This is a genomic window from Haloarcula japonica DSM 6131, from assembly GCF_000336635.1.
Classification (GTDB): Archaea; Halobacteriota; Halobacteria; order Halobacteriales; family Haloarculaceae; genus Haloarcula; species Haloarcula japonica.
This window is the reverse complement of sequence record NZ_AOLY01000007.1, coordinates 296,926-317,577: the sequence shown is the minus strand read 5'-3', so window position 1 is coordinate 317,577 and position 20,652 is coordinate 296,926. Positions and strand designations below refer to the sequence as shown.

Sequence of the window (20,652 nt, the reverse complement as noted above, 5' to 3'; positions counted from 1 at the left end):
TGTGTGTAGTGTTATCGCTGTGTACGGAAGGGCGTTACGCGGCCTCGTAGGCTTCCTCTCGGACCCAGTCGTACCCTTCGTCTTCGAGCTTTTCGGCGAGTTCAGCGCCACCGGAGGTGGCGATCTGGCCGTCGAGCATCACGTGGACGTGGTCGGGTTCGACGTAGTCGAGGATGCGCTGGTAGTGGGTGATCTGAAGGATGCCCGCGCCCTGCTCGTCACGGAGCGCGTTGATACCGTTGGAGACGTCCTGCAGTCGGTCGATGTCCAGCCCGGAGTCGATCTCGTCGAGCACTGCGATCGAGGGCTCGAGGATCGCGGCCTGGAGGACTTCGTTCTGCTTCTTCTCGCCGCCCGAGAAGCCAGCGTTGAGATACCGGGACGCGAACTTCTCGTCCATGTCCAGCTGCTCCATCTTCTCCTGGAGGATTTCCTGGAACTCGGCGACACCGATTTCGCCTTCTTCGACGTTACCCTCCATCGGGGAGGTGTCGTAGCCGGCGGCGTCCTCGTTGGTGTCGCCGCCCTCTGCGTCGGCCTCTTCTTCCTCATCGTCGTCCTCGAAGAGCTCCTCGCGCTCCTCGAGTTTGGCGTTGAGTGCGGTGCGGAGGAAGTTCACCATCGTGACGCCCTCGATCTCGGCCGGGTACTGGAAGCCGAGGAAGATGCCGAGTGCGGCGCGTTCGTTCGGTTCGAGGTCGAGCAGGTCCCAGGTGCGGAGGTCTTCCGGGATCTCCTCGTCACCGAACTCGTCCTCTTCGAGGTGGATGAGCACTTCGCCGTCGGTTACTTCGTAGGCGGGGTGGCCGGCGATGATCTTCGCTGTTGTGGACTTGCCCGAGCCGTTGGGACCCATCAGCGCGTGGATCTCACCGGACTCGACTTCGAGGTCGACACCGCGAAGAATCGTCTCACCGTCCTCTTCTGCGACTTCTGCGTGGAGATTGTTGATTTCGAGTTTCGCCATAGGTATCTCTTAGGTCAACCGAAAGAAGGTCCGTTTCACCCATGAAGCTTTCGCATTGCCGCGAAATCCAGTTCAGTATATAGAAATAATATTTCTCCGAGAGGAAAAACCGTCGCCGGCTCCGGGTTACATGAAGCTCCCGAGTCCGGTCTGCTCCTGGCCTGACTTGACCTCCTCCCAGGAGATGTCCATCGCCTCCAAGATGCGGGCGATGGGACCTTTCAACGTTTTATCGAGCATCTTGTCCCAGTCGATTTCGAACTCCTCGGGGATCTGGTCGGCGTACTCGAAACAGATCACGTCGGGGTCCCGTCGGAACTCGCCGTACAGCGGGTCCCGTTGAGGGTCCAGTCCTTCTTCCTCCTCGATGCGCTGGAAGAAGTCCGAGTGGACCCGGTCGAGATATAGCCGCTTGGGCTTGGACCCGCTCTGGAAGTTCGTCCCCAGCAGGAGGTTGGCGTACTTCGCGCCCCGCACCTGCGCGGTGTCGGTGTCGTAGTTATCAAGTTTCTTCCCGATGCCGCCGGGAATGCCCACGTCGTCGTAGTTGACGTTGCCGTCCTGGTAGTCCTCGATGACGTCGCTGACGTACTGCTTGATCGACTCGGCGTCCGCACCGCGGACGATACGGTCGATGACCTCTTTCTGGACCCGCTTCGTAATGGGCGCGATGTCGGACCGCTGGTACTCGAAGCCCGTGATGTCGATGTCGTCGACGTGTTTGCCCTCTTTCCAGACGATGTTGCCCGCATACCGTTTCTTCTTGCCGGCCTGGAAGAAACGGCGGTAGAGCTTCTCGAACTCTATCTGGAAGCGATGGTCAGTCGCGTTGAGCCGCTGCATCGCGAACTCGTCGTACGAGTCGTTGATCGTTTCCTCCAGTTCGAACCCTTTCTGAATGGTCGCCGCGAGGGTTTCGAGTTCAGCCTCGTCCATCGTGGGATGTTTCTCCCGAATTTCGTCTGTGACTTCCACGCTGCCCTCGACATCTGCGGCGGTTATATCGCCCAGCTGCAGCATCACCGAGTCCGTGTCGCCGTAGACGACCTCGTACCCCTCGTCGGCGACGACCTCGTCAGTGTAGTCGATGACCTCGCGGCCGGTGGCGGTGACCGCCGCGCCCATCTCCTTGTCGTAGAGCCGGAAACGGTCCCATCCCAGAACGCCGTACAGGCTGTTCATTATCACCTTCACTGCCGCTTGCTGCCGGTCAAAACGCTCGTACTCCGGATTATCGGGGTCGAAGCTGTTTCGCTCGGCCTTCTTCTCCTCACGTTCTGTGAGGAGTTCGTCGACCATCTCCCGGATGACGCCGTCCGGTTCCTTTCGGAAGTGGGTGCCGTTGGGCGCGCGGTATGTGTCGCCGTCGTAGATCTCCGGATCGACTTTCGTCTCGGGGCTAGCGTTGGTCGTCACCATACACATCGGGTACAGGGACTTCAGGTCCAGCACGGTAACGTTCTCGCGGACGCCGGTGATGGGGTCGAAGACGGCCCCGCCCTCGTAATCCTCGCTTTCCTGCTGGCCCTTGGAGGGCAGCGCGAACTCGCCGTGGAGCTTGTGGAGGACATACATGTCCACGGCGTCGCCGGGGGTCGTCGCGTCTTCGAGTTTACAGCCGACGAAGGTGCGGACCTCGTCCCAGAAGTCGATGATGTCCTGTTCGCGGTCGAGTTCGACACAGAGCTCCACGTCCCGAAGGTTGTACTCCAGTAGCTGCTCGGGGTCCTGTTCCCAGAGGTCGCCAATGTCGCCGGTGTAGCGTTCCTTGCCGACGCCGAGTTCCTGCTCGCCGACGGCGTCGAGTCGGTAGGATTCGAGTTCGGTGAACTGTGTGCGCTTGTAGGCATAGAGGAGGTCGAAGACGACACGGCCTTTGATATCGGGGCCGCCCCAGCCCGAACGCCAGACCTCGTCGACCCGAGAGAGCCGGTCGATCTGGAGATCGAAGTCGTGGTTGTAACTCTGGAGTTCCTCCAGCCGGTCAAGGAAGTACGGCGCGTCGAAGTCGTCGAAGTTCCAGCCGGTCAGCACGTCCGGGTCGGTGTCGACAATGTAGTCGACGAACGCCTCCAGCATGGCCTCCTCCTCCTCGAAGACGCGCACATCGGCCTCGAAGTCCTCCCGAATCGGGTCGTAGCCGGCCAGTGCCTCGGGGCCGTCGATACCGTCGGGGGACTCGTACAGCCAGACGACGTACTCGTCGCGGTAGGAGTCATGCGAAGTGAGACAGATGATCGGTTCCTCGCCGTCCTCGGGGAAGCCGTGGCGGTCGTCGACCTCGATGTCGAAGGTGTTGACCCGCGGGTCAGCGTGGGCCTCGACCGGCTGGATCTCCTCGTGGTGGACTTTCAGGCTGTCGTCGTTGTCGAGTTCGCGGGCAGGGACGCGAACGCCACTCGTGATGTCCTTGTCGATGAGCAGGCGGTTGGGAAAGAGGATGTCCGCCTCGTAGTGGTCGAAGTCGTCGCGGATCTGCCCCACGTCGCGGGGCGTCTGGCCGAATATCTTCGTCAGGCGCTCGCCCCGAATCGACTCGTAGGGCTCGCCGCCCTCATCGGCTTCCTCCCACCCGGTAATGCTGTCGTACTGGCGGAGTTCGTCCTCGGTGACGCTGTCGGTCGGCGCGTAGAAGTAGGGTTGGAAATCGAAAACACGCGCGTGGACCGGCTCATTGTCGTCAGTGCGCCCGAAAACGTGGACGACCGGGGACTCGCCGTCGCCCTGTCCCTCGATGGTGTAGTCGACCTGCGTGACGACGAACTCGACGGTCTCCTCGACCGGCGGGAACTGGCGCTCGTCGATGTCGACGACGCTCGTGTCCCCGCCGTCGCTCCCACCGTTGCCCGCGATGGCCGCCGCTTCGTCGGCGACCGGGCGGTCCTCGTCCGCGCCTTGCTCGAAGTCCCCCAGCGTGCCCTGGGTCCCGTCACTCATTCTTGACCATGTTTCGAGATGCCGCATAAAAACACCGGCGGTCGACGGGGTATTGCCACAGGCAGAAAGTATATGCCATCGAGTACCATACCCAAGTTTGACGGCCAATGTCGCACCACGCATCCCCCCACGGCGAGGCGGATAGGTCCGAAGAACTGCGGTCGGAGCCGGCGCTCCCGGACGCCATCCAGACGACCGAGACCTACGAGACCGAGGAGGGGACAGTGTTTTACGATGCTGAAAACCCTCTTGCGTGGCTGCAGACTGACACGGCGCTCACCTTACAGGAGATCGCCTGACAGGAAGGACTTTTACTATCCACGCGTCGTAGCTAGTGTGATGGATATCCCCGGCGAGGACGACCCGAACGAGAGCGGCGGCGTCCTCTCCGAAAAGAGCGAGTACGAGCCCGAGGAGTTCGACCCGGAGAGCCTCGGACCGGACGTGCCATCGCCGTCGGACGGCGCTTACGACGGCGACGCCACGGGGCTGTTCGTCAAACTCGTCATCGTGTTCAACGTCGCGCTGTTAGCGCTCTCGCTCGGGCCGATGCTTGCTTACTTCGAGGGACAGGTCGACCTCGGAGTTCGGATCTTCCTCGTCGGCGTCATCGCCTTCGGCTACGGAACGTTTCGGTACGTCCAGTTCGAGCGGGCGCGCAAATCGGACGACGGGAGCGAACCGGCAGAGACAACCGATGCCCAGCCCGACGGCACTGAGTCAGGCGACCACAACGGCTAACCGGCCCGGTCAGCTACGAACAGTCATATGCGTACTGTGCGGGACGACGACGGCACGCGCTACTTGTTGCTGAAGGAGTCCACTGAGTCGAGTCTGGTCAGGAACCCCGAGACCGGCGAACAGCGCCACCTCCCGAACGCCGACCTCGAACCCGTCGACGGTGAATCGGCACTCGCCACAGCCGCCGAAGGCGTTCCCGACACCGCTCGCCAAGTCATTACAGCGGCCCACGACGACCGGGCGCTGGGTCTGCTCGTCGAACTCGACGAGCGCGGCCCGCTCTCAGTAGCGGAACTGCTCTCCGCGTATGACCTCTGTGAAAGTGATCTCCACGGGCTGTTAGGGGAGTTCCGCGCCGCCGGCCTCCTTGACGAAGCGACGGTCCACGGCCAGCGGGGTTACGACACGACCGACACGGCCAGCGACGGGCTGGCGCACCTCCGCGACTGAAGTCCGGTCCCCACCGAGACTAAGATCAAGTCGGTCTTGCGGCTGTTTCAGGCCAGTTCCGCGACCGTCGCCTCGACCCGCTCGACACGCGAGCGGTTGGTCGTAGCGTCTTTCTCGACGCGGACGAGGTCGTCCGCCGCACCGACCAGTTCCTCGTCGTGGCTGACCACGAGAATCTGCTCGACGCCGACCTCGTCGCGCATGTACTCCACGAGGTCGAGCAGTTGCGTGACGTGGCCCGAATCGAGGAACACAGTCGGCTCGTCGAGGATGAGCGGGGGCATCGGCGCGGCCCCTTCGATACCCTCCGCGAGCAGGCGGTAGATGGCGCACCGGAGGCTGAGGTTGAACAGCGCCCGCTCGCCGCCGGAGAGCTGTTCGGGCTCCAGAGGCTCGCCGTCCTTCTGGTACACCGTCAGCTGGTACTGCCCGTCGAGTTCGATGTGGGAGTACGAATCGTTCTGGTACACTAGGTCGAACGTCTGATTGAGCATCCGTTCGAGCGTCTCGACGTTGCGCTGGCGCAGTTCCGCCCGGAGCGTGCCGTACATCTCCTGAAGGTCCTCCGTCTCCTCGTACAGCGTTTCGAGTTTCTCTAAGGTCGCTTCCAGGTCCTCGCGCCGGTCCCGCAGCGACTCCAGCTCCTCGATTTCGTTCGTGACGCCGCCGATGGCGTTCTGGAGTTCGTCGCGTGTCTCGCGTTTCTCCGCCAGCGTCTCCTCGGCCTGGTCGATGTACTTTTTCGCCCGTTTCTTCTCGCTTCGGGCCTCTTCAATGCGGTCCTCGTCGAACGACTCCGCGAGGTCCTGTTTTCGCTCGCGCTTCTCCGCGAGCTGTTCGCGCCGCTGGTCGTTCAGTTCGGCCTGCTGCGTGCGCTTCTCGCGCAGCCGCTCGATGTCGTCGTCGCAGTCGTCAACGTTCGCAAGCAGGTCTTCGACGCGCTCTAAGCGCTCAATCGACTGTTTGACCCGCTGGCGATCCTGATTACACTCGGCGACGACCGAGCGGCAGTCCTCGGCTTGCTCACGGGCCTCGGCTGCCTTCTCGCGTTTCGTCTCGGCCTCGGACTCGTGGTCCGTCGCTTCCTCGCGGAGCGTCTCGATGCGCTCTTGGTCCGCGTCGAGCCCGTCTTCCTTCTCCTCGACCAGTTGGACGATGTTCGAGCGGTTGTTCTCCAGCGTCGATAGCTCGTCCGTTGTCTCGACCAGTTCCGTCGCCGTTTCGTGTTTCGACTCCAGGGTCTCGACTTCTTCGCGGGCGTCCGAAAGCGTCTCCTCTAACTCCGCAATCCGCTCGCGGTCGTCTTCGATGGATTCGACGTGCGGTGACTCGGCCACGTCTTGGCCGCACTCGGGACATTTGCCGGCCTCCAGCAGCGCCTCGGCCTCTTCGAGCGAGTCCCGCTCGCTCGCCAGTTTCGTCTCCAGTTCGGTCACCCGCTGTCGGGCCTCTTCGAGGTCGCTGGCGACGGATTCTTTGTGCGACTTCGCCCCCTCTCGGTCAGTCGGCGCGTCCTCGAATCTGGCCTCAAGGGCGGCGATCTGGTCGTCGATATCGCTGATCTGTTCCCGGCGCTCGGCGATTGTCTCCCGCGCCGCTTCGATGTCGGCTTCCAGTTCGTTGGCCTCCTCGCGCTTCTCCTCGGCCCGAGATTCGAGGTCGTCGGCGCTCTCGGCCAGCGCGTCGGCGGTGCTGCTGTGTTCCTTCGCATCGACGCGCTGGTCCTCGATTCGACTCTGCAGTTCGTCGTCGCGGGACTGTAGTTCGTCCAGCCGTGCATCGACGGTTTCCGGATCGGTGTCCGTACTGTCGAGGTCGGTTTCGGCCACCGTTTCCGAGAGTTCCTCCTGTAGCGTCTCCCTCCGGTCCTGCAGGTCGCTGATCCGCTCTTTGAGCTCGGTTCGTTCGGTCTCAGTCTCTGTGATCGTCGTCTCCAGCTCTTCGATGTCGTCTTCCAGCGCCGACAGCTCCTCGCGTTTCTCCTCGTACTCTTCGAGGACAGACTCGGCCTGCGTGAGCGTCTCCTCGGCGGTGGCCTTCTGGTCCTCGATGTGCTCGATCTCGTCCTGCAGCTCGGATTCCTTCGTCTCGAGGCCGTTCAGGCGCTCGTGGAGTCCCTTCTCCTCTTTCTCCTGAATCTGTTCGTCGAGTTGCGAGAGCGCACCCTGCTTATCATCACGTACGCGACCGACGCCAACGCGGGCGTCACTGGCCCGCTCGCGGTACTCCTCCAGTTTCCCCAGTTGCAGGAGGTCATCGAGCATGTCCTGGCGGTCGCTCGGTGAGGCGTTGATGAGCTTGTTCACCTCGCCCTGACGGACGTAGGCGCAGTTGACGAACGCCTCGCTGTCCATCCGCAGGAGTTCCGTGATCCGGCGGCGCACGTCGCGCGCCCCCTCGTAGTTTCCTTCGGGCGTCTCCAGGACGCACTTCGCCGTCGTCGGTTGCGCGCCGGTCGCGCGGACCCGGCGCGTGAGGTGGTAGTCGCCGCCGGCGTGCGAGAACCACAGTTCGACGGTGCAGTCGTCGGCCCCGATGGTAACCACGTCACCGAGAGTCTCGTCCAGGGCCTTCGAGCCGTACAGCGCGAAGAAGCAGGCCTCCAGCAGGGATGACTTCCCGCTCCCGTTGAGCCCGTGGATGATGGTCACGCCGTTGTCCAGTCGCAGGTCTGCATCGTCGTAGCACTTGAAATTGGATAGCTTGACGCGCTGGAATTTCATTGTCGACCCTCCATTACAGGAACTCCTCGACGCTCGCCTGGTTCTCGCCGTCCGTCTTGTCGGCCTCGTTCACCGCCTCTCCGTCGTCGGTGTCGTCCTCGTCTGCGCTCGCGGTGTCGGCCGCTCCGTCGCTCGCGGCCGTGTCGGCTGCGAAAGCATCTGAATCCTCATTAAGTAGTTCACGCACGTGCCGTTCGACCTCGTCTTTGACGTTCGCGTCGGCGACCTTCGAGGCGCGGATCGTCTCGTCGATGTCGTGAGCGGCCTCGCTCAACCCCAGGTCGCGGACGCGCTCGGTAACGGCGTCGTCCGGGTCAGCGAAGCTAATCTCGGTTTCGCGCTCCTCGGCCGTTATTTCCCGGTGGTCGGTGACGCGAGCCACGAGCGCACCCCGGTCGAGCGCGAACGATTCGACGCTAGCGGGGGTAACCGGGTCGCCGTCGCCGCTGATAGAGACGATGACGACGGCATCTTCTAGGTCGTGCTGGCCAACGCGGCTGCGGACCCGCTCGATGCCTTCCTCGGGCCCGAGGTCCACGTCGACGAAGACGTACTCGCGGGTGTCGAGACCGCGGCGGGTGATCCGGACCTCGTCGTCGAAGGTGACGATGTTGTAGCCCCGATCCTCACGCTCGCTCGCGCTTGCGCGCTCGGTCGATCCGCAGTAGGTGACCCAGGTGTCCTCGACCTGCTGTTTGCCGGGGTCGTGGTTGTCGCCGAGCAACATCGCGTCGAACTCGACCGACGACTCGGTGAGGATTTCGTCGGCGTCCCAGTCGCCGTAGTCGAACGGCTGGAACAGACCGTGGGTGACCAGCGCGGCTCTGTCCGCGTCGTGGGCAGCGAAGTCGTAGTCGAGGTCGTCACGTTGTGAACGCGGGACGAAATCGAGACCGTAGAAGGCGGTGTCGCCGATGACGGTCGGCTCGTCGCTCAGCCGCGTCGCCAGGCCGAGTGACTCGTACAGGTCGAGCCACTGAGCGTCCCGTTTTGCCTCGTGATTTCCCACGACGGCGAGGAAGGGAATGTCGGCTTCAGATAGTTCTTCGAGAACGGTAAGCGTACCCATGATGTCGGCCAGGGCCGGGCGTCGGTCGTGGAACAGGTCACCGGCGTGAACGACGGCGTCGGCGTCGTCAGCGATGGCGTCCCGGACCACCTGCCGGAACGCGTCGAGGAAGTCGTCCCGGCGGTCGGGGACGTTGTACTGCTGATACCCGACGTGGGTATCGCCGGTGTGTATCACCCGTGTCATTTGCCCACCGGTAAGCCAGCGCCACCTAAAGAGGTATCGTGACCGGAGTGAAAGTGGTCGACGGCAGTGTGGTCTGTCCAGTATCTACACCTCAGTGTCGGTCCCGCCGGCGGCGTCCCGGTACCGTCGGAATGCTCGCAGAGCCGCGCGACCCTCGTCGGCCAGCCCACTCACTTCGTGGTCGGCCTGTGCGACGGCCGCTTCAAGTCGTCCGACGCCGAACGTCTCGACGAAGGCGACCGCTTCGTCTAAATCGTCGATTGCCTGGGTGGCTCGCTCGATGACTGTCCGGTAGTCGTCGGCGTCGTCACCTCGTTCCTCGATGACTCTCCGGCCCGCGGTGCTGTCGTCCCGGCCGGCTACTCGGGCGGCTCTATCACCGTCTTCACTGTCGACCTCACCGTCAACGAGCGCCGTGAGCGCCGCCTTTACCTGATCGCTATCGGGCATGGGCCGAGGTGTCCCCGGAATCGGATATAAACGTTCGCTGGTACCGGTTCCGGTAGTGGCACCTTTGAAACGCCCTCTCCACCCGAACCGGTTGAGAAAGAGTACAGTTTAGTGATTTGACGCGTTTGGTAGAGCTAACGGTACGGCGTCGGTCCGACCCGACGAGAACCCCTATCGGACGTTCACAACATGCCTCTACGCACATTCCGCTCCGACGACAAAGCGCTCTCCTCGGTCACAATCGTCGCGCTGCTGATTCTGGCGACCCTGCTCATCTCCGTCGTCCTCGCGCTGTTCATCCTCGGCATGGGCGTGTGAAACAGGCAGGACTTGGTGTCGGTGATAGGCACGGCTCACACGACACCCCGTCCGAGCGTTCAAGTACCAGCACGGGACCAGGGCCGGATATGACAGATATCGAGACGCTGGCCGAACGACTCCACACGGTCGAACGTGCGGTCACGGACGGAACGACTGAGTTCCCGGACGTGACAGAGCTCGCTGAATTGGAGAGCCGCGTGGCCACCGTCGAACAGCGTATCGACGACATCGACGAGCGGACGGCGGAGCTCGAAGCCGCCACACAGGCCCTCCGCGGCTACGTGGGGAACATCCGCTCGGTCAACGAAGATGTCGAGCAGCGGGCTGACGCGGCACTGGCGGCGACCGACCGACTGGAAACCCGACTCGACGAAGCACCGTCGTCGCCGTCGATATCTGACCCACCAGCGGCGGGGACCGACCAGTTACGGGCGGAGACGGTACAGGGCCATCCAGGCTTGTCGGATAGCGGTGATCGCACAGAAACGAACGCCACAACCGAGGAGCCGACCGATTTCTCCGCTATCACCGACGGCGGTAATCCCGACGGCGAGACCACTGGTGCGGGCGTTATCGGGCGTATCCGTGCGCTGCTGTGATATACCGACTGGTCCTCGCTGTCGCAGTCATGACCGCACTTGTCGGTGCATCAGCGCCAGCACTGTCGACGGCCAGAGCTGACACAGCCAGCGATACCATGGAGCGCCAACTGGACGAACTAGGAGCCGAATTGACGATACTGGTCGAGACTGACGACGCGACGCCGAACGGCGATGCGCGACGCGTGGTGGAGATACGACTCCCCGCGCGGACCTACACGAATGCCGGCGTCAGTCAGCTACAGTTCGCGGAGCGGGCCGGTGTCGGCGTCGCAACCTGGACAGTTGAGTCCCGGAAACAGACCGAACGGCTGGTCGGTATTCCGATCCGAACAACAGCCTCGACCGGCCGGCTTGACGAATCCGGCACACATCGGCTCGTATTCGTGCTGACGCGGTCAGATGGCCAGCGGATACTGCAGGTCCATCGGTTTAAATCCCAAGCCGCGGCGAGGCGTAGCCATGCGTGAGTGGCTCTTCGGGTCATCGACAGTGTCTGGCTGTCGCTGTGAAACGGCCATGGAGGATGGGCAGCTAGTGGTGACAGCGGACGATTGTCCTGACGGTGGTGACCTCGCCGCGTCGGCTGACTGCCGGGCGACAGTCATCGATTCGCTCGCGTCGACCGGTATCGAGACCGTCGTCACAAAGCAAGCAGGTCAGGAGCGGGTGTACGTCGACCGGGCAGCGGCAGTGCTCACTGCGGCTGGCCGGTTCGCGACCAGAGTCGCCTCGCTGGACGACCGCCTCGCAGACCGTGCTCGTCGGGACCCCGTCGCTGCCGCCGCGGAGGCAGTCGGCCGAGCGGGACCGGTCGCTGATCTGGCGGCGGAGACTGGGTTGGTAGTCGCCACAGAGGGCTTCGATACCAGCGAACAGGCGCTTACTGCATACACTGGACCAACGATTAGCGACGCCCGCGTCGGGGCAGCGCCGCCGGCGGATGCGGCTCTCCGGGACCAGCAGACGCTCCCGACGGACGCCGTCGTTCGGAGATATGACACGCACGGAGACCACCTGCCGATGTATCATGTCGAGCCCCGCGAACAGCGGTTCGACGCAGATACGATGGAGACGCTTGTCGAAGCGTACGAGCGGATCGCAACAGCCACCGTCGACGGTGGCTGTCACCCGTACGACGCAGCTACTGCGGTGGCCGGTGACAGTATGACGGCAACCGCCATCGGTGCCGTGCTTGAGAAGCACACGGGTGGGCTCGGGATTCTCGAAGATATCTTCGCCGATCAGCGGGTGTTAGACGTGTTCGCGACAGCCCCAGTGAGCGACACCCGGCTCCGAGTGCAGTGTGGCGGTGAAACCATGCGAACGAACGTCCACCTGACGCCGGCGGGCGCGAACACACTGGCGTCGATGTTCAGACGGGCGAGCGGCCGGGCGTTCTCGCGAGCGAACCCGACCCTCGATGCGACAGTGACGGTGGCTGACCGGCAGATTCGCGTCGCCGGTGTGAGCGAACCGGTCAGTGACGGCCTCGCCTTCGCTTTTCGCGCCCACGACAGCGATGTGTGGCTGCTGGCCGACTTCGTCGACAACGGGACGATGCCGGCCCCTGTCGCCGGCCTGCTGTCCGTCGTCGCGGAGCGCGGCGGGGCCTGCCTCATTGCTGGTCCCCGGGGTGCAGGCAAGACGACGGCGCTGGGCGCGCTGCTCTGGGAGATTCCGCGCGATGTTCGAACTGTCCTCATCGAGGACACGCCCGAACTCCCGGCGTCATCGCTGCAGTCCGACGGACGGGACGTGCAGGCGCTTCGGACTGCCAGAGGAGAGGGGCCGTCAGTCAATGCAACAGAGGCCCTGCGGACCGCGCTCCGACTCGGCGAAGGGGCGCTCGCCGTTGGGGAGGTCCGTGGCGAGGAGGCCAGCGTTCTCTACGAGGCGATGCGTGTCGGTGGCGGCGACGGAGCCGTCCTCGGAACGATTCACGGTAACGGCCCAGAAGCCGTTCGGGAACGGCTGGTGTCGGACCTCGGCGTCCCGGTCCAGTCGTTCGCGGCGACGGACCTCGTGGTGACGATGGCTCCGCCCGCATCAGAGTACGGCCGCGGTATCGCATCTGTCGCAGAAATCGTCTCTCACGGCGATGACATCTCTTTCGAGATGCTCTACGAGCGCAATGAGTCAACGGCGACGGCTACCGGTCGCCTGACGCGGGGTAACAGCCGTCTGGTTGAGTCACTCGCCGCTCCCGGTGAGTCCTACGCCGAGGTACTCGACGTTATCGAGGCGCGAGCCGAACGGTTCGAGCAGTCAGTAGCTGTCGAGATGCCTCGGAACGAACCGCCCTCAGACGAGGTCCAGCTATGAACCACACCAGCAGTTCAGACGACTCCCGTGACGACGCGAACACGGTATCAGCCACACCGCTCATAACTGTGCTCGTTTCCGCATACCCGGGCACTGTTGCGGTACCAGACGACTATCGGCGAGCGTGTCGGCTACTTTCGATTTCGGCTCCACCTGAGATACTGCTAACGGCGAGCTACGCCGTTGCGGTGTGTGGCTCCCTGCTCGCACTGCTCGTCGCTGTGGCAGTGACTGGACTGCTGGCGACGACAATCAGCCTCGGAGTCCTCGCCCTGTCCCTGAGCGTCGCGGCGCTTGGACGGTACGGCGTGCCGTTCGCAGCGGAGGCAAAGCGCATCCGAACGCTGGGGGCCGCGCCCTCGCTCGTCACGACACTGGTGCTCGGCGCGACGCTATGGCCAAGCGCTGAGCGGGCGGCGGCGTTCGCCGGGCGGACCGGAAACGGTCTGCTCGCTACACGGCTGGAACACCATCAGCGGCGAGCCGCGGGCACGCCACGGAACGGTCTGGGAACGTTCGCGACAGCCTGGAGCGACAGATTCCCGGCGCTCGAACGCGCAGTCGGGCTGGTCGAGAACGCGACGGCGGCCCCGGCCGAGGAGCGGCCTGAAGTGCTCGAACGTGCGCGACAATGCATCCTCGATGGGGCGCGTGACGAGATGGCGGCCTTCGCGGCCTCACTCCGAGGGCCGGCGTCCGGGCTGTACGCGTTCGGTGTTCTCCTGCCATTAGCGATGGCGTCACTGCTGCCTGCCGCCGCTGCCGCGGGTGTCCCAGTGACAGCCTCTGTGCTGGTCGGGAGCTACGGTGTCGTCTTACCCGCCGCGCTGCTGGTCGCCTGCTGCTGGCTTCTGGGACGGCGACCAGTGGCTTTCCCGCCGGCAACAATCCCGCGGAGTCATCCGGACGTACCGGTATCGGCACTCCCATCAATCGCAGTCGGCATCGTCACCGGAATCGGTGGGTGGCTCCTTGCCGGCGCACTCGTCGCTACGTGGGCGTCTCCCGTCGGCGCATTCGGGACCGGCGTCGGGAGCGCGCTCGTCAACTACTACCGACCCGTCGCCGAAGTCCGCGACCGCATCACCGACATCGAAGCGGGCCTTCCGGACGCGCTATCGGCCGTCGGTCGACGACTGGACCGCGGCCAGTCGGTCGAAGCCGCGCTTGTCGAGACTGTCGACGAGACTCCCCAACCGACCAGCGCCGTCATTGAGGCCGCTGTCGCGCGTCAGGAACGCCTCAGGACCAGCGTCGAGGGTGCGTTTCTGGGTCCCGGCGGGGCGCTCGCTGACGTTCCAAGCCGTCGCACCCGCCAGGTGGCGACCCTGCTGGATACAGCCGCGACAATCGGGCCACCGGCGGGAGCGGCCGTGACGGCGATGGGCGAGCATCTGGACGCACTCCGGACCATCGAGCGCAAGACGCGTAGGGACCTCTCGCAGATAACGGAAACGCTGTCGAACACCGCCGCGCTGTTCGGTCCGCTTATCGGCGGCGCAACCGTCGCGCTGGCCAGGTCGATGGGCGGCGGCGAACAGTTCGCCACCGTTCCGAGTGCGTTGCTGGGGCCGGTGATCGGCTGGTACGTGCTCGTTCTGGCTGTTTTGCTGACGGCGCTATCGACGAGCCTGCATCGGGGCCTCGACCGCGCGCTCGTTGGCTACCGGGCCGGCTTAGCGCTCCTGTCGGCCACGGCCACCTTCCTCGTCGCCGTCGTCGCCACCGGGCTGCTGGTCTGAGAATTTAAATCAGAAAACGCGGCCAGGCTGTTCCATGTTCGAAACGCACGTCGATACGCTGTATCTCTGGGTCGGCCTGGGAACAGTGAGCGTGGCCGTCCTCGGCGTCGTCGTCGGCCTCCCGACGACCGCACCGCCGGACGCGACGGCTGCGGCCGCGACTATCGATGAGATCACGACCAGCCCGCCTGGGTCCGTCGGACATCGTCGACTCGTCGCTACGGAGTGGGCGTTCGATGGCCGCGAAATCCGTCTCCGCAACGACGGTGGGACAGCCACCGCATGGCTGATTCGAACGGCTGTCCCGGCGCGGACCAAGCAGCTACAGACTGTGGTGGACGGGGAGCGGCCGAAGGCGGTATACGAATCACCGGACGCATTCCGTCGGGATATCCGCCGGGCGCGGACTACGGACGACGGGTGGCGACCGGCTCCGGACCGGGTGACCGTCAGGCACGTCGCCTGGGGAGGGACTGATGTCACCATCGTCGGATAGGGCGACCACGGAACCGCTGGCCGCCCTCGTTGCCGTCTTCGCCGTCACGCTCGGCGTGTCGCTGTATGCCGGCGTGGTAGACGACGCGTTCGGCACGCTCGACGACGACCGCAACGTCGCTACGCCGACCGCCGATGCTGTGGAACAGCGGCTCTCGTCGGCGGGCATCGTTCGGCCAGAGGAGCTCAATAGCGCGCTCGATACGGTTCCGACGAACTACCACGGGAACGCGACCATCACGGTAACGACCGGCGAGCGATGGAGCAGTGGTCAAAAACCACCGAACAGCGCCGACACCGAAACCAGAACAGTGAGTGTGCGGGTCGGACCGGGAGCAGTTCGTCGCGGAACGCTCACCGTTCGGGTGTGGCGATGACCCGAGCCATGAGCGCCGTCGCCGACGTGACGGTGTTCCTCCTGCTCGTCGGTGCCGCTGCGGGGACTCTCGTGAGCGGCGTCGGGATGGAAAAGCCAGCGGCGGCCACGAACCCCGCGGCCGAGCAAGCGTCGACGCTGGCGACGAGTACCGCGAGCGTCGAGTATGAGTTGCTCGTCCCGCCGTCAGAGCGCCGCAGGCCGCCCGACCACGCCACGCGACGGCAGCGGACGAGTCACGGGACTGTCGCGGAACTGCTCGGTGAAGCGGCGATGAGCGGCGTCACCGTCGACGGCGAGCGACTGTCGAGTGCCGGCACGGACTTCGAGTCAAAAGTCGCTGCGGCGACGCGTGACAGACTCCACAGCCGCGGGCATCGAACATCCGTCCGCGTCACCTGGGCACCGTATCGCGGTGCGCCAGTCAGCGCCGAGTACCGCGTCGGCGACCGACCGCCGGACGCTGTAGACGTTCGGGCGGCGACGGTGACCGTCCCGAGTGGGATGGCGAACGTCTCGGAGCCGGCCCGTGAAGCAGCAAAGGCAGGCGGCTACGACGGCGTAGCGACTGTCGTGGCTCGGAGTGTCGTCGACGGGCTGTTCCCGCCGACGCAGTCGCGGTACGCCCTCCGTGGTGACTTCCCCGCAGACGTGCTGATGGCCGCACGGTACGAGCGCATGGCCGATCTGACAGGGACGAGCGTTACCGTTGAACGACAGTCGACAGTCGAAATGAACCGCGACCTGACCGCGGCGCTCGCCGCGCGACTTCGGACCGATATGCAGTCGCGGTACGACTCGCCGGCGGACGCTGCCAGCGCCGTTCGGGCGAGCCGCGTCCGCGTCACTGTCAGGACGTGGTCGCCGTGAGAGACGATACGCGCGGCCGAGTCCCCTTCGCGTTGCTCGGCGTTCTCCTGCTGGTGAGCAGTCTCACGCTGGCCCCGACGTTCGTTAGCGAGCCGGCCCCAAGCGAGACGACGGTCGAACGGGCGCTGAATCAGGCTATGGCGGAGACGCAAGTCGCCGTGCGGGACGGCGTCTCGACAGCTGGCCGGCAGGCAGCGGCGAACCCGGTCGTCACGCCGGCTGACACACCCGCTGGTCGGGTTCTGAATGACTCGACGGCGTTCCGGGATTCGCTTAGAATCCGCGCCTATCTCAGGGTCGCCGATAGACTGGAGCGCGTCTCTGGCCGAAGCGGCGACGTGACCGTGACCGCCAACCTGCCGGCGGTTTCTAACGCAAGCGACCTCCGGGCGGCGAAACACCGCGTCTCGGTCGAACGCGCCGGGCCGAACGAGACTGCGATGCGGGCGACGGTCGAGAATGTCGTTCTGACGGTCCGGCGCAACGGAGCGGTGGTCTCGACGCGACGAGTCTCGCCGACCGTCGTCGTCCCGACACAGGCGCTCATGCTCCACGATCAAGTGTCGACCTACCAGACGCGTCTGAACAACGGCCTGGACAAGCCGGGGCTGAGCCGGCGGATGACAGCCCGGCTGTACCCAATGGCGTGGGCGAGAGGCTATGCGCAGTACAGCGGCGCGGGCATCGAAAACGTCGTCGCGAACCGGCACGTCTCGCTGGCGGCGAACGGCGCACTGCTCGGCGTCCAGCGGTCGACTTTCGGCCGGAGCGACCCGGCCGGTCGCCGTGCGCTGACCGAGGCGACAGCGATGACAGGAATCGAGGACCTGATTCGGGGGAGCCAGGGGACAGCGTATTCAACGGAAGTACTCGACCAAGCCCAGTACAAGCCGGTCAGCGAGACGCCGCCGCGTCCGAAGTCCACAGCCAGTCCGAATCCGTCCGATTCGATGACCGTCGGCGTCAACGAGACAGCCGACACTGCGTTCCGATCCGTTACCGAGCCGTCAGCGCTCAACGAGACGCTCGAAGACGCATACACGGTTGAGGTAGCGCTGGAAACCGACAAGCATCGACTGGGCGGGGGACCGCCGGGGACGCCGCCATCGCCGGGCACCGAGTGGACGCTGGTCCGCGAGCGAACGACCTCCTCGGTGGAAGCGGTCAAGAACGCCAGTGGTCGCGTCGCGACGCCAGACGACTGGCATACCTTGGAGACGTTCAGTCGGACTGTCGAGCGTCAGTACACGCGGACCGCCATCTGGCAGAACGGGTCAGTACGTGAGCGGACAACGACGTCAAGCACCGCGCGCTATCGCGTGACCGTCGCCGTCGTCGGCCGCCATCACGGCCGTTCACCGGCACCGAACCGCTCGATTCGGACCGCCCACGACGCCAGCGCAAGCCCGTTGGACGGGTCGAATTTCGCCGATGTGGAGCCGAAAGCGCTGGACACGCTTGTCGGCAATGCCGGGGGCCGTGACAGTGTGGCCGAACGAGTCGTCGACAACAGTCTCAGCCGGACAGAGGCGACGGTGACGGCTGACCGACCGCCAGAGCTTCGGAACTGGGTGTATCGGGACCTCATGAGTCTACGGGCGTCAGTCCGCAACACGACCGTCTCCGTCGAGCGAGGGCGTGTCGGGACGTTTGAGACGAATCCCCCGCAGGAACTCCGAAAACGGGTCGAACAACGTCGTGCCACCCTCGCGGCCGTTCCGGACACCTACGACAGCGCGGCACAGAAGGCACGCGTCGCGGCCCGGCTGACCTATCTGAATGCGGTATTGACGGAGTTGGACGAGCAGGCCACGGCACGAGGTGACAACCGGGAGCGAGTCGCTACACAGCTATCTGAACGCACCGAAGGGTCGCTGCGTTCCCTCCGAAAAGGGTTAACAGCCCGCGAGACGCCCGTTCCGCGGCCCCGTCCGGTCCCGGTTGGCCCCGCCGGCCCCGTCAGAACACGGGTCGATACGCAGACGCCGTATCTGACGCTGGCCGAGCTGGACGAGAGCCGGTATCGCGCGCTGGATGGGAGCGAGCATCCGCTGGTGGCGCGGAACGCGAACGTGTTCACAGTCCCGTACGGCGACGCCGCCGACGCCGTCGTTGGCGGTGCGTTCGAGTCCGGTGATAGGGTACGGCTCGCAACGGCAGCGAACACACTCGCGGCCGCGAACGAAACCCTCGAAGCGGAGTCGAACGCCACGCTCGCTTCGGAACGCGACGCACTCCAGCGGGAGGTTGCGGCGGCCAACAGGGAGATGACGACGACGCTCTGGCTGGCAGTCTCCCAGCACACCGAGGCTGAACAGGACGAGAGCAAGGCCATCGTCACTGAAGCGATGTCGCCGTGGGAAACATCGGCGGCCAGGGCACTGGCGCTGACCAACGGCTCCGCCCAGGAACGGGTCGCCCGCGTCGCTGGTGCCCGACTGAACCTCACGCGGGTCGAACGCGACCGCCTCCGCCTGCAGCTACTTTCGGTCGATACGCCAGCGACCAGACCGACGCGGGGGTCGACGAACGGGACGGCCTCGGCGGTGCGGTCCGTTGCGAAAAACGAACTGAGTAGCGCCCTGGCAAGTGCCGGTGAACAGAAGGCACAGCAGTTCGCAAAGAAGCGGCTTGGGACGGACAGACTTCCGGCGGGCCTCCCGCTGGCACCGCCAGTCACTCCTTGGTACGCGACGGCGAACATCTGGTGGGTGACTGTCGAGGGCGAGTACGCACGGTTCGCCGTCTCTGCGAGTCACGGGCCGCCGGGCGAGCCCGGCGCACAGACCACCTATGCGCGTGACGGGCACAACGTCACGCTTGACGTAGACGACGACGGAACGGACGAGCGGTTGGGTACCGCCGACCGCGTCTCGTTCAGAGCCGATACGGGCGTTGTCGTCGTGGTTCCGCCCAAACCGCGCGGGGTTGGTGATAAGGGCGGCAACGCTGTGGAGGACTCCAGCGGGTGGCCGGACGCAGGCTCCTGACTTCGGGCCGCATAACCGAAGTAAAATACCCCGGGGACATACCGATGCCCATGCTTCGAGGCGAGTTTCCAGACGCGGGCGAGCAGTCCCCAGAGGAGTTACTGGCGGCCTACGGCACCGTGCTGGCCGAGACAGTCGAGACAGTCGGCGTCGAGGAAATCGTCGACGCGACGGGACTCGACCGAGCGACAGTGGCAGCGTTCGCCGACGGCGATGTCGCCGACCGAACGCTCGACGAGGCGGTCGCCGTACTGGCGACCGGGCCGAACCGGCCGGACGCCGACGCGTTGCAAGCCGAAGCGCAGGATATCCTCCTGATGGGGATGACGACGGCCGTAATGGACGTAGAATCGTTGGCTTCCGGCATCGACGACGAACTGGAGCCAAAGGAGATCCAGCAGAAAATCGAAGGCAGATATCCAGTGACGCTGGCCGAGTACGCCCTCCTACACAGCTACATAGAGGGGGAAAAGCGGTGACGGAGCGCGTCGCCATTCTGGGCTGTGGCTACGTCGGCATCGAACTCGGGCGGCAGTTGCACGACGACCACGAGGTCGTGGGCGTTCGCCGGTCCGACGACGGTATCGTGGCTATTGAGGACGCCGGCTTTGAGGCTGTCCGGGCCGACGTGACCGACCCAGAGTCGCTGTCAGCGGTACCGGACGCCGACTGGCTCGTTTTTGCCGCGAGCTCCGGCGGCAGGGGTGCTGAGGCCGCTCGCGAGGTGTACGTCGAGGGGCTCCGGACAGCTATCGACCACTTCTGGTCGCGGGCCGACCCGCCCGAACGGCTGGTGTACACCTCCAGTACCGGCGTCTACGGCGACCACGACGGCGCGTGGGTCGACGAGGAGACGCCGCTGGACCCACAGACCGAGAAGACCGAAGTGCTGGCCGAAGCGGAGCGGGTCGCCCGCGAGCGGCCCGTGGAACACGGCGGCCACGGCTCGGTCGCGCGCTTTGCCGGCCTGTACGGCCCGGACCGCTACCGACTGGAGCGGTATCTGGAGGGCCCGGTGACGGCCGGCTACCTGAACATGGTCCACCGGGCCGACGCAGCTGGTGCCGTGCGCCATCTGTTGACCGAGGACCACCGCGAGGAAGTCGTGCTGGTCGTCGACGACGAACCCGTCGAAAAGTGGGCTTTTGCGGACTGGCTGGCCGAACAGTGTGATGTTCCGTTCCCACCGAAACAGACGACTGAGGAACGACTCGCTGACGATAGCCTCTCAGAGACCGCAAAGCGACGTATTCAGACGAGCAAGCGGTGCTCAAACGACCAACTCCGGGAACTCGGGTATAAGTTCGAGTACCCGACGTTCCGGGAGGGGTACCGCGACGCTATTCGAGAATACCAGCAAAATTAGCTGCATCAGGGGCGAACTTTATTACTGATAGGCTGGCGAAGGGCG

Annotated in this window: 19 protein-coding genes; 14 read left to right on the top strand and 5 right to left on the bottom strand. The window is 64.8% G+C overall.

The window, feature by feature from the left end:
- Positions 1-34 precede the first annotated feature (34 nt).
- Both C444_RS04800 and C444_RS04795 read right to left on the bottom strand, forming a co-directional pair.
- Entirely contained in the window at positions 35-967 is a 933-nt protein-coding gene (locus C444_RS04800) for an ABC transporter ATP-binding protein (protein ID WP_004591300.1), read from the bottom strand.
- 126 nt (positions 968-1,093) lie between these two features.
- The gene (locus C444_RS04795; protein ID WP_004591299.1) at positions 1,094-3,904 is read right to left on the bottom strand and encodes a DNA-directed DNA polymerase; all 2,811 of its coding nucleotides are present in this window, start codon (positions 3,902-3,904) and stop codon (positions 1,094-1,096) included.
- A 107-nt stretch (positions 3,905-4,011) separates the two neighbouring features.
- On the opposite strand from C444_RS04795, the gene C444_RS04790 reads away from it, so the two are divergent.
- From C444_RS04790 to C444_RS04780, 3 genes are read left to right on the top strand one after another with little or no spacing between them, the layout of a single operon-like run.
- On the top strand, positions 4,012-4,203 hold the full coding sequence (locus C444_RS04790) for a DUF7331 family protein (RefSeq protein ID WP_004517169.1): 192 nt from the start codon (positions 4,012-4,014) through the stop codon (positions 4,201-4,203).
- A 40-nt stretch (positions 4,204-4,243) separates the two neighbouring features.
- Positions 4,244-4,645, top strand: a complete 402-nt coding sequence (locus C444_RS04785; RefSeq protein ID WP_004591298.1) for a DUF7322 domain-containing protein — start codon at positions 4,244-4,246, stop codon at positions 4,643-4,645.
- A gap of 27 nt (positions 4,646-4,672) precedes the next feature.
- Positions 4,673-5,095: a DUF7346 family protein gene (locus C444_RS04780; protein WP_004591297.1), complete on the top strand. Its 423-nt coding sequence runs from the start codon at positions 4,673-4,675 to the stop codon at positions 5,093-5,095.
- Between the two features lie 47 nt (positions 5,096-5,142).
- Here the strand turns inward: C444_RS04780 and rad50 are convergent, their stop codons facing one another.
- The 3 genes from rad50 to C444_RS04765 form a co-directional block, all read right to left on the bottom strand.
- Entirely contained in the window at positions 5,143-7,818 is a 2,676-nt protein-coding gene (gene rad50 / locus C444_RS04775; protein ID WP_004591296.1) for a DNA double-strand break repair ATPase Rad50, read from the bottom strand.
- Positions 7,819-7,831: 13 nt separating this feature from the next.
- Positions 7,832-9,073, bottom strand: a complete 1,242-nt coding sequence (mre11, locus tag C444_RS04770; RefSeq protein ID WP_004591295.1) for a DNA double-strand break repair protein Mre11 — start codon at positions 9,071-9,073, stop codon at positions 7,832-7,834.
- Positions 9,074-9,157: 84 nt separating this feature from the next.
- A complete protein-coding gene (locus C444_RS04765) occupies positions 9,158-9,523 on the bottom strand; it encodes a hypothetical protein (RefSeq protein ID WP_004591294.1) in 366 nt (121 codons plus the stop codon).
- Positions 9,524-9,712: 189 nt separating this feature from the next.
- On the opposite strand from C444_RS04765, the gene C444_RS22895 reads away from it, so the two are divergent.
- From C444_RS22895 to C444_RS04715, 11 genes are all read left to right on the top strand, one after another.
- On the top strand, positions 9,713-9,841 hold the full coding sequence (locus tag C444_RS22895) for a hypothetical protein (RefSeq protein ID WP_004591293.1): 129 nt from the start codon (positions 9,713-9,715) through the stop codon (positions 9,839-9,841).
- Positions 9,842-9,930: 89 nt separating this feature from the next.
- Positions 9,931-10,443 (top strand): DUF7310 family coiled-coil domain-containing protein, encoded by a 513-nt coding sequence (locus C444_RS04760; RefSeq protein WP_004591292.1) that lies wholly within the window; start codon positions 9,931-9,933, stop codon positions 10,441-10,443.
- Complete coding sequence (locus C444_RS04755) at positions 10,440-10,913, top strand: DUF7311 family protein (RefSeq protein ID WP_004591290.1); 474 nt, start codon at positions 10,440-10,442, stop codon at positions 10,911-10,913. The genes C444_RS04760 and C444_RS04755 overlap by 4 nt, the downstream gene beginning before the upstream one ends.
- Positions 10,906-12,768 carry an ATPase, T2SS/T4P/T4SS family gene (locus tag C444_RS04750; protein ID WP_049909119.1) on the top strand — a complete coding sequence of 621 codons (1,863 nt, stop codon included), beginning with the start codon at positions 10,906-10,908 and terminating at the stop codon, positions 12,766-12,768. The genes C444_RS04755 and C444_RS04750 overlap by 8 nt, the downstream gene beginning before the upstream one ends.
- Positions 12,765-14,510 carry a type II secretion system F family protein gene (locus tag C444_RS04745; RefSeq protein ID WP_004591286.1) on the top strand — a complete coding sequence of 582 codons (1,746 nt, stop codon included), beginning with the start codon at positions 12,765-12,767 and terminating at the stop codon, positions 14,508-14,510. The genes C444_RS04750 and C444_RS04745 overlap by 4 nt, the downstream gene beginning before the upstream one ends.
- 34 nt (positions 14,511-14,544) lie before the next feature.
- Positions 14,545-15,006 (top strand): DUF7283 family protein, encoded by a 462-nt coding sequence (locus tag C444_RS04740; protein ID WP_004591284.1) that lies wholly within the window; start codon positions 14,545-14,547, stop codon positions 15,004-15,006.
- Positions 14,987-15,382: a DUF7285 family protein gene (locus C444_RS04735; RefSeq protein WP_004591281.1), complete on the top strand. Its 396-nt coding sequence runs from the start codon at positions 14,987-14,989 to the stop codon at positions 15,380-15,382. The genes C444_RS04740 and C444_RS04735 overlap by 20 nt, the downstream gene beginning before the upstream one ends.
- A complete protein-coding gene (locus tag C444_RS04730) occupies positions 15,379-16,251 on the top strand; it encodes a DUF7284 family protein (RefSeq protein WP_004591279.1) in 873 nt (290 codons plus the stop codon). Before C444_RS04735 ends, C444_RS04730 begins: the two co-directional genes overlap by 4 nt.
- A complete protein-coding gene (locus C444_RS04725) occupies positions 16,239-19,241 on the top strand; it encodes a DUF7286 family protein (protein WP_004591277.1) in 3,003 nt (1,000 codons plus the stop codon). The genes C444_RS04730 and C444_RS04725 overlap by 13 nt, the downstream gene beginning before the upstream one ends.
- A gap of 50 nt (positions 19,242-19,291) precedes the next feature.
- Positions 19,292-19,720, top strand: a complete 429-nt coding sequence (locus tag C444_RS04720; protein ID WP_004591275.1) for a DUF5791 family protein — start codon at positions 19,292-19,294, stop codon at positions 19,718-19,720.
- Positions 19,717-20,607 carry an SDR family oxidoreductase gene (locus tag C444_RS04715; RefSeq protein WP_004591273.1) on the top strand — a complete coding sequence of 297 codons (891 nt, stop codon included), beginning with the start codon at positions 19,717-19,719 and terminating at the stop codon, positions 20,605-20,607. Before C444_RS04720 ends, C444_RS04715 begins: the two co-directional genes overlap by 4 nt.
- Positions 20,608-20,652 lie beyond the last annotated feature (45 nt).

What these genes read in the sequence shown, in the direction of transcription:
- C444_RS04800 (WP_004591300.1), bottom strand. Translation starts at nt 967, where the DNA reads ATGGCGAAACTCGAAATCAACAATCTCCACGCAGAAGTCGCAGAAGAG.
- C444_RS04795 (WP_004591299.1), bottom strand. Translation starts at nt 3,904, where the DNA reads ATGAGTGACGGGACCCAGGGCACGCTGGGGGACTTCGAGCAAGGCGCG.
- C444_RS04790 (WP_004517169.1), top strand. Translation starts at nt 4,012, where the DNA reads ATGTCGCACCACGCATCCCCCCACGGCGAGGCGGATAGGTCCGAAGAA.
- C444_RS04785 (WP_004591298.1), top strand. Translation starts at nt 4,244, where the DNA reads ATGGATATCCCCGGCGAGGACGACCCGAACGAGAGCGGCGGCGTCCTC.
- C444_RS04780 (WP_004591297.1), top strand. Translation starts at nt 4,673, where the DNA reads ATGCGTACTGTGCGGGACGACGACGGCACGCGCTACTTGTTGCTGAAG.
- rad50 (WP_004591296.1), bottom strand. Translation starts at nt 7,818, where the DNA reads ATGAAATTCCAGCGCGTCAAGCTATCCAATTTCAAGTGCTACGACGAT.
- mre11 (WP_004591295.1), bottom strand. Translation starts at nt 9,073, where the DNA reads ATGACACGGGTGATACACACCGGCGATACCCACGTCGGGTATCAGCAG.
- C444_RS04765 (WP_004591294.1), bottom strand. Translation starts at nt 9,523, where the DNA reads ATGCCCGATAGCGATCAGGTAAAGGCGGCGCTCACGGCGCTCGTTGAC.
- C444_RS22895 (WP_004591293.1), top strand. Translation starts at nt 9,713, where the DNA reads ATGCCTCTACGCACATTCCGCTCCGACGACAAAGCGCTCTCCTCGGTC.
- C444_RS04760 (WP_004591292.1), top strand. Translation starts at nt 9,931, where the DNA reads ATGACAGATATCGAGACGCTGGCCGAACGACTCCACACGGTCGAACGT.
- C444_RS04750 (WP_049909119.1), top strand. Translation starts at nt 10,906, where the DNA reads ATGCGTGAGTGGCTCTTCGGGTCATCGACAGTGTCTGGCTGTCGCTGT.
- C444_RS04745 (WP_004591286.1), top strand. Translation starts at nt 12,765, where the DNA reads ATGAACCACACCAGCAGTTCAGACGACTCCCGTGACGACGCGAACACG.
- C444_RS04740 (WP_004591284.1), top strand. Translation starts at nt 14,545, where the DNA reads ATGTTCGAAACGCACGTCGATACGCTGTATCTCTGGGTCGGCCTGGGA.
- C444_RS04735 (WP_004591281.1), top strand. Translation starts at nt 14,987, where the DNA reads ATGTCACCATCGTCGGATAGGGCGACCACGGAACCGCTGGCCGCCCTC.
- C444_RS04730 (WP_004591279.1), top strand. Translation starts at nt 15,379, where the DNA reads ATGACCCGAGCCATGAGCGCCGTCGCCGACGTGACGGTGTTCCTCCTG.
- C444_RS04720 (WP_004591275.1), top strand. Translation starts at nt 19,292, where the DNA reads ATGCTTCGAGGCGAGTTTCCAGACGCGGGCGAGCAGTCCCCAGAGGAG.